Source organism: Nostoc sp. 'Peltigera membranacea cyanobiont' 213, assembly GCF_002245975.1.
In the GTDB taxonomy this organism is placed as follows: Bacteria; Cyanobacteriota; Cyanobacteriia; order Cyanobacteriales; family Nostocaceae; genus Nostoc.
This window is the reverse complement of sequence record NZ_NOLI01000054.1, coordinates 1-12,244: the sequence shown is the minus strand read 5'-3', so window position 1 is coordinate 12,244 and position 12,244 is coordinate 1. Positions and strand designations below refer to the sequence as shown.

The following is a 12,244-nucleotide window of genomic DNA, read 5'->3' as shown; positions in this document are numbered from 1 at the left end:
TTCGTTAAGCTAGGTGGAAATTGCCGAGTTATATAGTTTACATTGATTTTCAGCTAGTAAAAGCAAGCGCTCAAGAAATATAAAGACGTTACATTGCAGCCTATCTACTGCGAATGTTGCAAAATATAAGTAGTCTTGACAAATAACGCCTGAAACTATGACGCTCACCGTCGAAGCTAGCAGTCTATCTCTCAACGATGTTCATCGTCTTCTCAAACTAGAAGAACTTTCATCTGGTTCATTTACAGATTTTTTAAATTTAGAACCGTTGACAGAGTTTGAACAGGAGGATTTATTGCGAATTAGAAACGACTTCCATCGTTATCTCAAGCTTGGTAAAATCTCTGAAGGTTTAGTCAAATTTTTAACAATTGCGCCACTAATGCGGTTAGCAGGGTTTTATGATGTGCCGATTCGGTTGACAATGGAAGATAGCATTGCGATCGCAGTCGAAGATGAAGACAGAAGAATTACCGGACGGATGGATATTTTAGCAATCAATAGTTTTCAAAGTAATATTGCACCGCCTTTTTGGGTTGTAGTGATTGAAACTAAAAACAGTGCGATTGAAGTTGGTGAAGGTTTACCTCAATTACTGACTTATGCTTTTAAAAGTTTAGATCAACAAACATCAGTTTGGGGACTGGCAACTAACGGATTGCGTTATCAATTTGTTCATCTAAGACGTGACGAACAGCCAACTTATCAGTTAATGCCATTATTCAGTTTAAACGAATCTCCAGGTGCAATTGAGTTATTGCAAGTTTTCAAAGCCATCTGTAAGTTACCAAATTTTCAGTAGATAAATTGTGGAGCGATCGCTAATGTCTGAACCGGCTACTTTAGAATTGATCTCTGATAATATTTCAGAGGAAGAAGTAATTTTTCCTCCTGGCGATATACTGAGTGACGAACCACCCTTGGAAAGTGACCTGCACCGCGACCAAATCGATTTGCTGATTCGCATACTCAAATTATGGTGGCGAGAGCGACAAGATTTTTATGCTTCTGGTAATTTGACTGTTTATTATAGTCCTAACCAGAAAAAATCAGAATATTTCCGAGGCCCAGACTTTTTTGTAGTTTTGGGAACCCAGAAAAAAGACCGCAAGAGTTGGGTAGTTTGGCAAGAAGACGGCAAATATCCCAACGTGATTGTGGAAATTTTGTCAAGTTCAACCACAGCAGTTGATAAAGGTTTAAAAAAACAAGTTTATCAAGATACCTTCCGTACACCAGATTATTTCTGGTTTCACCCTGTAACAATGGAACTTCAGGGATTTCATTTAGTTGATGGCAAGTATCAAGAAATCCAAGTAACCACTGATGGACGTTTGTGGAGCCAGCAGTTAGAACTTTATTTGGGAGTATATGAAGGTAAATTAAGATTCTTCACTACTGAAAATCAATTAATACTATCATCAGAGGAACTGGCTGAACAAGAACGTTTACGTGCTGACCAGGCAGAAGAACGTGCCCAACAAGCAGAGCAAAAACTTGCTCGATTGCGGGAAGTATTACGCACACAGGGCATCGACTTAGAGAATATTTAACGACATTAGGAAATTAATTGAGTACACTTTCAAGTTAAAATTTAGTTATAAATGTGTAAAAAAAGCGTTATCTTCTGAAAGTAGGGCATAGTTTGCAAGCAACAGAGATTAAGGATAAATTAAAGTCCCTTACCCTGCAAGCTTCCTCGGTAGATGAGAATTTGGCGAGAAGATTAGATGAAATCAATCGTTGGGTAAAAGATATCAAGCCAGGTTCCCTGACTGCAAAACCATTTGTGATTGCATTTCTCTTAGAGGTAATTACGGATTCTACTATTTGGCTGATAATCAAATCCTTACCTTCGGAAGAAGAACAGAAAGCAAAGTTTGAGTTGATGACACCGATTGAGAGATATTGGTATGGTTATTTATTTCCTAGATGGATTAATGCAAGTGACTCCAAGTTTTATATTTGGAAACAAAAATTGATGTCAGGTGAATTTAATCAGGTTGATGATGATATCATTAAATCAATAGCCCAAGATGTTGTTAGTCGAGAAGGTAGTTTTTGGCAGCGTTATATCGCCGACCTATCGATGGCAACCGACCTAATTGTTAGTAATCGTAACAATCAACCCCTTTGCGTTCAAGTTACCAGTGTCTCTGAAGAACTTAATTACCAAAAGTACCAAGCTTGGCAAAATACACTGCGATCGTGGGAAATAGAGAGAGGATTGTTCTTAAGTTACAATCCCAAGGATGCCAATTTTGTCAACCAGTTAGTCAACGTGGCCCTGTATAACAGTGATTACCTTTCTGGTGGCAAATATTTAAAATTTTCGTGAACTTTAAGGAATTTGATATTCCAGATTTGTGTTCAGCCTACATACTTACGTGCTAATTAGAGCTTTTATGGCTAACAAAAGAGAAACTCACTGCAACAATCAAGTGGATACATTTGCTGAAGCTTTAGCAACAGCGCGACAAATGCAGCAGAACTGGCTAACTTACGGAGTTGATTTTGTAAATTTTTACGTTGAAGATGTAGATGGAGACTGGCTAGAAACGTGGGGACATGACGAAATTTTAGGTAATTCTCAATTAGATGTTATCAAAGAATTTTTGGTAAGTCATGATAGTGTCGCTGTGAAGGTAAGAGAGCATTTAGGCGAGCGATCGCTATTTGATTTTGCAGTAAGCTTAGAAGAATATTGGAGAATTTCTGAGCAAAATGATAGGTTATCTGCTGTGAGAAATCTGTTAGCTGGTGAAGGAAATAGTATTGATACACATAATATCAGGTTATTTGATTTAGTAAACAGTCTGCTAGTAAAGTTGGCAGAGATTTTGTGAGATTTTGAGTTGCGTAGTGGTAGAGTAAACTATGAACTTAATGACACACCTTGAATAATTCGATTGCTAGTTTTGCGTAAAATTGTGGCAATTGAGGGCGGAAATTGAAACGCAGAGGGACGCAAAGGTAAGCGCAGAGTTACGCGAAGAATTTGCTACTTCTGTAGGTCTAGGGTGTGTTACGGCTTCCGTAACGCACCATTTCAGGTTTTCGGTTCTTTACGCTAACACGGTAACACACTCTACATTTTTTCAACGCGCAAAGAGTATTTTGGCATCAAAAAACACTTTTATCAATATAGTTTTACTAAAAAAAGTTAAATAAATTTTTATTCTGGGAACTATAGACCTATTGAAGCTCAGGCAAGTAGGTCAAAAGCATTGATTAGTGAAACTGCAAAACTATTGCACCCCTCGGTGGAAAAATTAGTTAACGAAATTGTGGCAGTTAACCACGCTTGGAAAGTAGCTCGTGAATTATTTGGAGAAGATTCACCCCTATCTATTTCTTCACGGGATTTAAAAACCTGTTTGCAGGTGCGTTTATTACGAAGCTATGCACCAGAACAGGTTTATCTAATTGAGGACAAAAATGGAGAGGGTGAGCCGCTTTATAGCTTACGTTTTCGAAAACCTATAGGAGGCCGCCTCAATGCAGAACATCTCCCAATGCGGGTAGCTGAAGAAGTCCTTACGGATAAAGAATTACAGCAATTTCAAAAGATATAACCAAGATAAACAAGAGGGGTGCAGTGTCAAAATGGTAAAAGTTTGGGACATTATTTGGCATAACGAACCTTTTCATTGGGCAATTGCTTTTGTGTTAATAATCGCAACTATTATCGAGCTTTACACATTATGGCAATATTGGCTCTCAGAGTGTGGCACAACTGGAGCCTCTATTAAATTTTTGAGTAATTTGAAAAATGGTAAAAATGTAAAGATTTTAGATAAAATTCGCCCTTGGTTAAAAGAGCATTTAAAAACCGATGATTTAAACAGAATTAAGCAACAATTCCAACAGGATAGTAATTTTATACTTATAAAGTATCCATCTGTCTTAGCCCGCCCAATACCTCGTAGTTCCCTACGTTTTGTAACAACTTTGTGTACTGCTATTGGACTTTTAGGAACCTTTTATGGTATACAACAGGGACTCCAAGGAATCAATTTATCTACAGAAAATCCTAAAGAACTGATGACTGCCAGTAAAGAGCTATTGGTGGGAATGAAAACAGCTTTCTCTACTTCCATGATGGGGCTTGGTTCTGGTAGTGTATTCACCTTAGTTTTGTTTGTATGTGATTCGGGACGGCAGAAACGGCGCGATAGTTTACGGCATAAACTCAATGCGATCGCTACTTTAAAAACAACAGATAATAGCAATGGCGATCTAGTTGAAGCATTTATCCGTGTAGGAAATAAGTTGTCAGGGTTAAACCAACCGAGTGCTGAAGCCATCGGTCAAGCCGTAGGTAGGAGTATTGCAGAACAAAATGCCAACCGCGAAGTAGCTGAAGCACTTAGTCTCGTAGCAAAAAACTTAACCGGACTAAAACAGCTAAATGCAGAAGCCATTGGACAAGCTGTAGGTAGCAGTATTGCTGAACAATTTACAGGTTTAAATCAGTTGTCAGCCCAAGCTATTGGCCTAGCCGTGCGTCAGCAGATATTTCCAGCTTTAGAAGCAATTTTCAAAGAGCAGAAACAACTCCGAGAACTTCAAGAAAATCAGGGACAGAAAGTTTTAGAAGAACTCATCAAGGATATGCGAGTTCAGGTACTTGAACCGATTGCAGATAGACTCGATAGAAGTGCAGAGTTAACACAGCAAGCTTCCACCGCAGTGCTAACACTGCATAGAGAATTAGGTGGTATCTCTAAAAATTTGGCAAGTTCCATTTTGACAATTGAGAAATTTCAAAAAGAAACTTTGGTAGAACTTAAAGGATTTGCTAATAATTTGGGAGACACTCTCAATCAATTCCAGACAGATACAAGAGGTGTTTTACAAGAAACAGGACAGGAAATTAATCGAGCCGTAGTTCAGAGTATCGAGGGAATGACAGCCCAGCGAAGTGCTTTTGAAGCCAGTGCAGAAAAAGCGGCTGCTACCTTCAAAGGAATTCGAGAAGAACTGCAAACAGCACTACAAGAACGCGCAGCAGTAGAAAAAGAGATGCTTCAAGCTACTCAGACTGGAATTATCCATATTCTCACCCAAGCAAATAGAACCTTTCATCAGCAAACTAATACTCTAAAAACAGTGGGCGATCAAGCTTCTGGATTGATGAATGATGCGAAGGATAATCTTTTGGCTACTTTAGGAAATATTGATGTAAAACTTACAGCAACTCGCCAAACAGTAGAAGATGATCTAACCAGATTCCGGCAAGAATATCAAGCGAATTTACAAATGTTCTTTGAAGAACAAAACAGTTTACTTGAGGGGACGCTAGGCAACCAACGGAATGGATTATCTGAGGTTGTGAACAATCTTGATAAGGTCTTCCGAGAGGAATTTGAAAGACGTAGTAAATTGACTCAAGAAGTAGACGAAAGTATGACTAAAATTCAGAAATCTGTCGAAGAAATTAACAAGTTAGTTTGTGCGGCTGGATTAAACGATGCACACCGACTAATTCAACTAGAAAAGCTTGCTAGCGGTATTGCCCAGCAAGTGCAAATAGTTGACAACTCATACATAAATTTGAATCAAAAATTTGACCTTAGTCTTCAGTCTTGGCAGAGTCATCTTGAAGGCTCTATGCAAAGGACTGTTAACTTACAGGAAAGCTTTTTCAAACAAGCAGATACTTCTATGGCTAGAGTTTGTGGAGATTTACTTAAAACGGCAGAAGTGCTGGTAGCAGCAAGCAAATAAGAAATACTAAATTACCAATGGAGTAATTACAATGGCTGATTTTATCAGCGACGAATTTGTGGATACAGAAATTCCCGATGATGATTCTAGTATCTATTTGTCTATTGCCGATATGATGTCTAGTTTACTAATGTTTTTTGCTTTGCTATTTATCACTGTACTACTCCAGCTTGCAGAAAAAGATGCACCAAAACGAGTAGTAATTGGTAATGTCGTCGGACAAATGAAAAGCAACAATATTAATGTCAAAGTCAACCCAGAAACTGGGGATGTAAGTATCCAAGAATCAATTCTTTTTGCAAAGGGAAGTACCGAGCTTAAACCAGACGGTAAAGCCTTTCTACACCGCTTTATTCCCGTTTACAGTGGGGTGATTTTCTCAAAACCAGAATTTGAGCAGGAAATTAGCCGTGTAGTTATAGAAGGTCACACTAGCTCAGATGGAGACGATAAAACTAATTTACAACTAAGCTTGTTGCGATCGGCATCAGTTTACAAATACATTTTCTATGATATGAACTTCCCTACAAAAGCACCTTTAAGCCAGAAAATATTAGCTGCTGGTCGTGGAGAAATTGAATCTGACAAAACACGTGATAACCCAAGCGATCGCAAGGTAGTTTTCCGCTTTCAGTTTCGCAGTGATGAGTTAAGGAAAGATATCGTAAAAACCTCTCTTTAAAGGATAAATAATCTTGAATTCCCAATTTTCCATTCCTTCCCTACCTGAAACTCCTCAGTGTAGCCCTAATCAACTTATTCAGCTTGCAAGTAAGTTACCAGATGCAACAATATCAATACCAAGTGTTGATAAAGTATTAGAAGCGATTGAACAGGGTAAAGCTGATCGAGTAAGTAAATTGGACTGGGTTTACTGCATCCATGCTAAAGCACAGTGGGATCAGCAAAATCTTGACCGATCTGGGAAAACATCAGCAGCTATTTGGAAGGTAGCAATTTCTAATTTATGGTTACAACATCAGCTATTGTGGCGTTTAGCTCTTTATTATGGCGATCAGCAAAAACAGGTGTTAGCACAATCTTTAGCTGAATCTTTTGATATCTTTGCTAATTCTGATTTAGTTAGTCACCTGCTACCAGTTCAAATTATTCGGGCGCTTCGCAGTACACAAGCAGGTATAGAATTAGCAAAAGTTGCTTGTGAACAGCGTATTAATCGAACTGAATTACTAAACAAAATCAGAGAAGATTTGCCTATTTGGATTCCATTCTTCAGCCAATTTATAGAAGAAATAACTCCCTATTTTACTACAATTCGCTCTCCACATCAGCAGCAAGTAATATGGTTGTTAAGTTGTTTGGATGAAATGTCAGATAGTCAGCAAATAAATGCTGTTAATCATTTACTGACTAATGTTTCCAATAATATAGCAACCAATCATTCTTTACTGGTTGATTGGTTGCGAAATAACTATAGAAATGGTGAAAACTGGTATAAACTTTCAGATCCAGCAAGACAAAAACTTCGAGAGTGGATTGGAGGTATCAATTATGGTGACTTCCAAAAGTTAGTAAATCTAATATTGAACAGGCTGGATTTACAAGACTTCGAGTCCAATCAGCTACGTAGACGCAGAGACTTTTGGGCTAATTACAGTAACCGCTTTGAACGGCTTCGCATCTTGTTACCTAAAACATCACAAATTGCCATTGGCTATCAAATCCAAGGTGATATTGATCTATTGGAGGATGATGGTAGCGACCCGACAGAGGTTTGTATATTCGATTTTGGTGAGTGGTTTGTAGTCGAGTTCTTTCGTGGAAGAGGTAGTGAGACGCGCCTGTTTCCAAAAAACTCCAGAAATGAGCAAATCCTTTTTGGTGAATCCACTCTTTCAGTCAAGCGGATTCGTTGTCTGGGTGGCGATAAGCACGACCATCTATTTCTTTGGCAGGAATTTTCCCCCACTTGGCTTAAAAATCATGGAATTCTGCCTAATCTAAATACCCAGCCTTCCAGAAACCCGACAGTAGATAAATTGCAACAGCGAGAACACAAGCTTGAATCGTGGCAAAGAGAAATTGAACGTCTAGAACGGGAAGCTAAGTCATACTGTAACAAAAATTGTTTTTTAATAGACTGAAAATTATTACCTTGAATCATCATCTGAAAATAGCGCCTCTAAATCGCGGTAGCCACTCACTACCCGCACAACTTCAATCCCCTCTGCAATTGGGCGATAAAATATCAAATAATCATCAACTGGAAAGCTACGTAACGCAGGTAAAAGCTCATCTCGTCTACGTCCCATACTGGGAAACTGTGTCAAAGTATCCAACTTTTGAGTGATGAGTGTGAGCAATCTATCTGCAACATCTGGATTTCCAGCAAATAGGTAATCGTTAATTTCTTGTAAGTCTTGGGTAGCTTGAAATGATAGAAAATATAAACTCATTATTCTGCCTGAGTCTTTCTCAAAGCTTGGTTCTTTTGACGTAGTTGCTCGATTACTTCTCTACCGTCGAGTCGTAATCCGCGATCAAGTTGCTCAACCCCAATCATAATTTCCCTTTGGAGTTCCTCAAACTGACCCTTGTAAATACGTTCCCGCTCCTCTAACAGCCTAATGCCTGCAAGAATCACTTCTTCTGATGAGGTGTACTTCCCACTTGCAACCTGACTTTGAATGAACTGCTCAAGCTCGATGGTTAAGGAAAGATTCATAAACTATTACCATATTTTTGTTCTCATATTCTAATTCTAGATGCGAACTGACAGCAGTCCATTGCGATCGCATTCACTAAATGTTAAAACTTTGGGTGTATTGACTTATACACAAATTACCCAAATCGCACTGCGATCGCATCCATTCAACCCCCTTCAAAATGCACCACAACCACGTTAAGCTGGATTAGAGTAGCAATTTATTGCGCTTTTTAATATGCAAATCTCTGTTCTTGTCAAATTTTAATTTTTTCTGCTTGAGAAACCCGGAATGCTAGACCAAATTTTTGATTACCTCGACTTTCATTTCAGCCTTGAAGCCCTTATAGTTCTGTCGATCCTGGTGCTTTTAGAGGCGCTGTTATCTGCCGATAATGCCATCGCTCTCGCTGCGATCGCAAGGGGGTTGGAAGACAAGGAACTAGAGCGTAAAGCCCTCAACTTTGGTTTAGTCGTTGCTTATGTGCTGCGAATCAGCCTGATTCTCACTGCCACTTGGGTGCAACAATTCTGGCAATTTGAATTATTAGGCGCTGCTTATCTGCTGTGGTTGGTATTTCAACACTTTACCTCTCAAGAAAGTGAAGGCGAGCATCATCACGGGCCGCGTTTTAATTCATTGTTGCAAGCGATACCTGTGATTGCATTTACAGATTTGGCATTTTCTTTGGATAGCGTGACCACTGCGATCGCAGTTTCCCAAGAAAAATGGCTAGTGCTGACGGGTGCAACAATTGGGATTATTACGCTGCGATTCATGGCAGGATTATTTATCCGTTGGCTAGACGAATACGAAAACCTAGAAGATGCAGGCTATGTAACTGTAGCCTTAGTGGGCTTGCGCCTGTTGTTGAAAGTGGTGAACGATAGTTTGGTTCCACCAGAATGGATCATGATTGCTGCCATCTTCCTGATTTTAGGTTGGGGATTTTCCAAGCGTGTCAGCACAGAAGTGCCCGAATTAGAACCAGAAAAGAGCGAAGTCTCAAAATAAAAAGGGCATGGGGCATGGGGAAATAACTAAATTCCTAGTCCCCAGTCCCCAGTCCCTAATGCCTTACTCGTGCAACCAAGGGGTTATGTGTGGTTGCCAATTGACTAATTCTTCATCTTTAAACCATAGGGCGATTTCATGTTTCGCGGTTTCTGGAGCATCCGAACCGTGAATCAAGTTGCGACCAATATTGATGCCAAAATCACCGCGAATTGTTCCCGGTTCGGATGTTAAGGGGTTAGTCGCACCAATAATCTTTCTAGCAGATGCAACAACACCATCACCTTCCCATACCATCGCTACCACTGGGCTAGAAGTGATAAATTCCACTAGACTAGCAAAAAATGGACGTTGCCGATGAACACCATAGTGTTGTTCAGCCAGTTCCTTACTGACTTTCAGGAACTTTAAACCAACTAAGGTAAAACCTTTGGTTTCAAAGCGACGGATAATTTCTCCCACTAATCCCCGTTGTACTCCATCTGGCTTAATTGCTAAGAATGTACGTTCCATTGCCATCTCCCAAAGCTTAATAAAGTTTTTATCTTGTCATTAGTCATTTGTCATTTGTCCTTTGTCCTTTGTCATCAGTCTTTTGTCTAAGGGTTTTGCACTCTTGACCAATGACTAATGACCAATGACCAGTGACCAATGACCAATGACTAATGACCAATGACTCTTGACCAATCAGAGTTTATCTTAGAAATTATCCTTGGGTACATATACGTTCCCAAATGAATGCGTTAAATTGTTAAGTCGTGGGCGAAAAACAGAGGTTAGGAAGAAATGGGTGTTGAGTCAACTGCTACATCTGACGAGGTGGTACCAGTACCGTCCAATGGACAAAAATCTGAAGTGAAAAATCATAAACAAAAGAAACTTTTACCACCTACTACTACCACAGGAAGTTTACCTCGCTCCTGGAAAATTGAGGATAGCGAAGAATTATACCGCATTGAAGGTTGGGGACAACCCTATTTTTCCATTAGCGCTGCTGGTCACGTCACCGTGTCACCCAAGGGCGATCGCGGTGGTTCTCTTGACTTGTTTGAATTGGTTAACTCCATGAAACAGCGCAACTTGGGACTTCCGATGTTGATTCGCTTTTCCGATATTTTGGAAGACCGGATTGAGCGGTTGAATGCTTGTTTTGCCAAAGCGATCGCCCGCTACAACTACCCTGGTGTATACCGGGGTGTGTTTCCTGTCAAATGCAACCAAGAACGGCATTTGATTGAAGATTTAGTCAAATTTGGTAAACCCCATCAATTTGGCTTAGAAGCTGGTTCCAAGCCAGAATTAATGATTGCTCTGGCTGTCCTCGATACCCCAGGAGCATTGTTAATTTGCAACGGCTACAAAGACCGAGAATACATCGAAACGGCAATGTTAGCCCAAAGACTAGGACAAACACCAGTCATCGTCTTAGAACAGATTGAAGAGGTTGATTTGGTAATTGATGCCAATCGCCAGTTAGGTATTAAGCCGATATTAGGTGTCCGTGCCAAACTCAGTACCCAAGGTATGGGACGTTGGGGAGCCTCTAGTGGCGATCGCGCTAAATTTGGTTTGACAATGCCGGAAGTCATTGAGGCTGTTGATAAGTTACGAGAAGCAAACTTGCTCGATTCTTTGCAGCTGATGCACTTCCATATCGGCTCACAAATCTCTGCCATCAATGTAATTAAAGATGCCATCCAAGAAGCCAGCCGCATTTATGTGGAATTGGCCATGCTGGGGGCAGATATGAAATACCTTGATGTTGGTGGAGGCTTGGGCGTAGATTATGATGGCTCCCAAACCAACTTCTATGCGTCGAAAAATTACAATATGCAGAACTATGCCAACGATATCGTGGCAGAGTTAAAAGATACCTGTGCAGAGCGGCAAATTACCGTACCAACACTGATTAGTGAAAGTGGACGAGCGATCGCTTCCCATCAGTCGGTGCTGATTTTTGATGTTCTTAGTACCAGCGATGTCCCCCTCGATTCACCAGAACCTCCACAAGACGGAGAATCCCCAATAATTAATTACCTTTGGGAAAGCTACCAATCCATCAACCAAGAGAATTACCAAGAGTTGTATCACGACGCGGCTCAATTCAAAGAAGAAGCCATCAGCCGCTTCAACTTAGGAATTTTACGCCTCAGAGAACGAGCTAAAGCCGAACGGCTCTACTGGGCTTGTTGCCAGAAAATTTTGAACATTACCAGACAGCAAGAATACGTACCAGATGAACTAGAAGACCTTGAGAAAATCATGGCTTCCATCTACTACGTTAATATGTCAGTGTTTCAATCAGCACCAGATTGTTGGGCGATCGACCAGCTATTCCCCATCATGCCAATTCACCGTTTGGATGAAGAACCAATCCGGCGAGGAATTTTAGCCGACCTTACCTGCGATAGTGATGGTAAAATCGACCGATTTATTGACCTGCGCGATGTCAAATCGGTTTTAGAACTACACACCTACAAGCCTGGAGAACCCTATTATTTAGGGATGTTCTTGAATGGAGCTTATCAAGAAATCATGGGGAATTTGCACAACCTATTTGGCGATACCAACGCCGTTCACATTCAATTAACGCCCAAAGGCTACCAAATTGAACACGTTGTCAAAGGCGACACCATGAGTGAAGTAGTAAGCTACGTCCAGTACGACTCCGAAGACATGGTAGAAAACATCCGCCAGCGTTGCGAGAAAGCATTAGAAGAAAAACGCATCACCCTAGCAGAATCCCAGCGATTATTGCAAACCTACGAGCAGAGTCTCCAAAGATATACGTATCTAAATAGTTAGGACTGGGGACTGGGGACTGGGGACTGGGG

The 12,244-nt window shown here is 40.3% G+C and carries 14 protein-coding genes; 11 read left to right on the top strand and 3 right to left on the bottom strand.

Translation table 11 applies throughout. The annotated features are described in order from the left end of the window. Positions 1-157: 157 nt before the first annotated feature. The 8 genes from CDG77_RS16500 to CDG77_RS16465 all read left to right on the top strand — a co-directional run bounded on the left by CDG77_RS16500 (position 158) and on the right by CDG77_RS16465 (position 7,835). Complete coding sequence (locus tag CDG77_RS16500) at positions 158-802, top strand: restriction endonuclease subunit R (protein ID WP_094330435.1); 645 nt, start codon at positions 158-160, stop codon at positions 800-802. Positions 803-824: 22 nt separating this feature from the next. Continuing rightward, positions 825-1,553, top strand: a complete 729-nt coding sequence (locus CDG77_RS16495) for a Uma2 family endonuclease (RefSeq protein ID WP_094330434.1) — start codon at positions 825-827, stop codon at positions 1,551-1,553. A 92-nt stretch (positions 1,554-1,645) separates the two neighbouring features. Then, positions 1,646-2,338 (top strand): hypothetical protein, encoded by a 693-nt coding sequence (locus CDG77_RS16490; protein WP_190233986.1) that lies wholly within the window; start codon positions 1,646-1,648, stop codon positions 2,336-2,338. A gap of 67 nt (positions 2,339-2,405) precedes the next feature. After that, positions 2,406-2,846, top strand: a complete 441-nt coding sequence (locus tag CDG77_RS16485; RefSeq protein WP_094330432.1) for a hypothetical protein — start codon at positions 2,406-2,408, stop codon at positions 2,844-2,846. Between the two features lie 381 nt (positions 2,847-3,227). Beyond that, complete coding sequence (locus CDG77_RS16480) at positions 3,228-3,575, top strand: hypothetical protein (protein WP_181154134.1); 348 nt, start codon at positions 3,228-3,230, stop codon at positions 3,573-3,575. A 31-nt stretch (positions 3,576-3,606) separates the two neighbouring features. Then, positions 3,607-5,730: a hypothetical protein gene (locus tag CDG77_RS16475; protein ID WP_094330431.1), complete on the top strand. Its 2,124-nt coding sequence runs from the start codon at positions 3,607-3,609 to the stop codon at positions 5,728-5,730. A 31-nt stretch (positions 5,731-5,761) separates the two neighbouring features. Then, positions 5,762-6,412 (top strand): OmpA/MotB family protein, encoded by a 651-nt coding sequence (locus CDG77_RS16470; protein WP_094330430.1) that lies wholly within the window; start codon positions 5,762-5,764, stop codon positions 6,410-6,412. Positions 6,413-6,425: 13 nt separating this feature from the next. Then, the gene (locus tag CDG77_RS16465) at positions 6,426-7,835 is read left to right on the top strand and encodes an EH signature domain-containing protein (RefSeq protein WP_094330429.1); all 1,410 of its coding nucleotides are present in this window, start codon (positions 6,426-6,428) and stop codon (positions 7,833-7,835) included. Between the two features lie 6 nt (positions 7,836-7,841). Here the strand turns inward: CDG77_RS16465 and CDG77_RS16460 are convergent, their stop codons facing one another. Together CDG77_RS16460 and CDG77_RS16455 are read right to left on the bottom strand one after the other, a co-directional pair. Then, positions 7,842-8,147, bottom strand: a complete 306-nt coding sequence (locus tag CDG77_RS16460; RefSeq protein WP_094330428.1) for a type II toxin-antitoxin system RelE/ParE family toxin — start codon at positions 8,145-8,147, stop codon at positions 7,842-7,844. Further along, positions 8,147-8,416: a type II toxin-antitoxin system ParD family antitoxin gene (locus CDG77_RS16455; protein WP_094330427.1), complete on the bottom strand. Its 270-nt coding sequence runs from the start codon at positions 8,414-8,416 to the stop codon at positions 8,147-8,149. The genes CDG77_RS16460 and CDG77_RS16455 overlap by 1 nt, the downstream gene beginning before the upstream one ends. A 40-nt stretch (positions 8,417-8,456) precedes the next feature. On the opposite strand from CDG77_RS16455, the gene CDG77_RS36555 reads away from it, so the two are divergent. Further along, complete coding sequence (locus tag CDG77_RS36555; RefSeq protein WP_181154135.1) at positions 8,457-8,597, top strand: hypothetical protein; 141 nt, start codon at positions 8,457-8,459, stop codon at positions 8,595-8,597. 90 nt (positions 8,598-8,687) lie between these two features. Beyond that, complete coding sequence (locus CDG77_RS16450; RefSeq protein WP_094330426.1) at positions 8,688-9,410, top strand: TerC family protein; 723 nt, start codon at positions 8,688-8,690, stop codon at positions 9,408-9,410. 63 nt (positions 9,411-9,473) lie between these two features. Here the strand turns inward: CDG77_RS16450 and ndk are convergent, their stop codons facing one another. Further along, entirely contained in the window at positions 9,474-9,923 is a 450-nt protein-coding gene (gene ndk / locus CDG77_RS16445; RefSeq protein WP_094330425.1) for a nucleoside-diphosphate kinase, read from the bottom strand. A gap of 273 nt (positions 9,924-10,196) precedes the next feature. Between ndk and speA the strand changes: the two genes are divergently transcribed. Further along, the gene (speA, locus tag CDG77_RS16440) at positions 10,197-12,215 is read left to right on the top strand and encodes a biosynthetic arginine decarboxylase (RefSeq protein ID WP_094330424.1); all 2,019 of its coding nucleotides are present in this window, start codon (positions 10,197-10,199) and stop codon (positions 12,213-12,215) included. Positions 12,216-12,244 lie beyond the last annotated feature (29 nt).

Coding starts and splice junctions, on each gene's coding strand:
- CDG77_RS16495 (WP_094330434.1), top strand. CDS start 825: ATGTCTGAACCGGCTACTTTAGAATTGATCTCTGATAATATTTCAGAG.
- CDG77_RS16455 (WP_094330427.1), bottom strand. CDS start 8,416: ATGAATCTTTCCTTAACCATCGAGCTTGAGCAGTTCATTCAAAGTCAG.
- CDG77_RS16450 (WP_094330426.1), top strand. CDS start 8,688: ATGCTAGACCAAATTTTTGATTACCTCGACTTTCATTTCAGCCTTGAA.
- CDG77_RS16470 (WP_094330430.1), top strand. CDS start 5,762: ATGGCTGATTTTATCAGCGACGAATTTGTGGATACAGAAATTCCCGAT.
- CDG77_RS16460 (WP_094330428.1), bottom strand. CDS start 8,147: ATGAGTTTATATTTTCTATCATTTCAAGCTACCCAAGACTTACAAGAA.
- CDG77_RS16485 (WP_094330432.1), top strand. CDS start 2,406: ATGGCTAACAAAAGAGAAACTCACTGCAACAATCAAGTGGATACATTT.
- CDG77_RS16500 (WP_094330435.1), top strand. CDS start 158: ATGACGCTCACCGTCGAAGCTAGCAGTCTATCTCTCAACGATGTTCAT.
- ndk (WP_094330425.1), bottom strand. CDS start 9,923: ATGGAACGTACATTCTTAGCAATTAAGCCAGATGGAGTACAACGGGGA.
- CDG77_RS16475 (WP_094330431.1), top strand. CDS start 3,607: ATGGTAAAAGTTTGGGACATTATTTGGCATAACGAACCTTTTCATTGG.
- CDG77_RS36555 (WP_181154135.1), top strand. CDS start 8,457: ATGCGAACTGACAGCAGTCCATTGCGATCGCATTCACTAAATGTTAAA.
- speA (WP_094330424.1), top strand. CDS start 10,197: ATGGGTGTTGAGTCAACTGCTACATCTGACGAGGTGGTACCAGTACCG.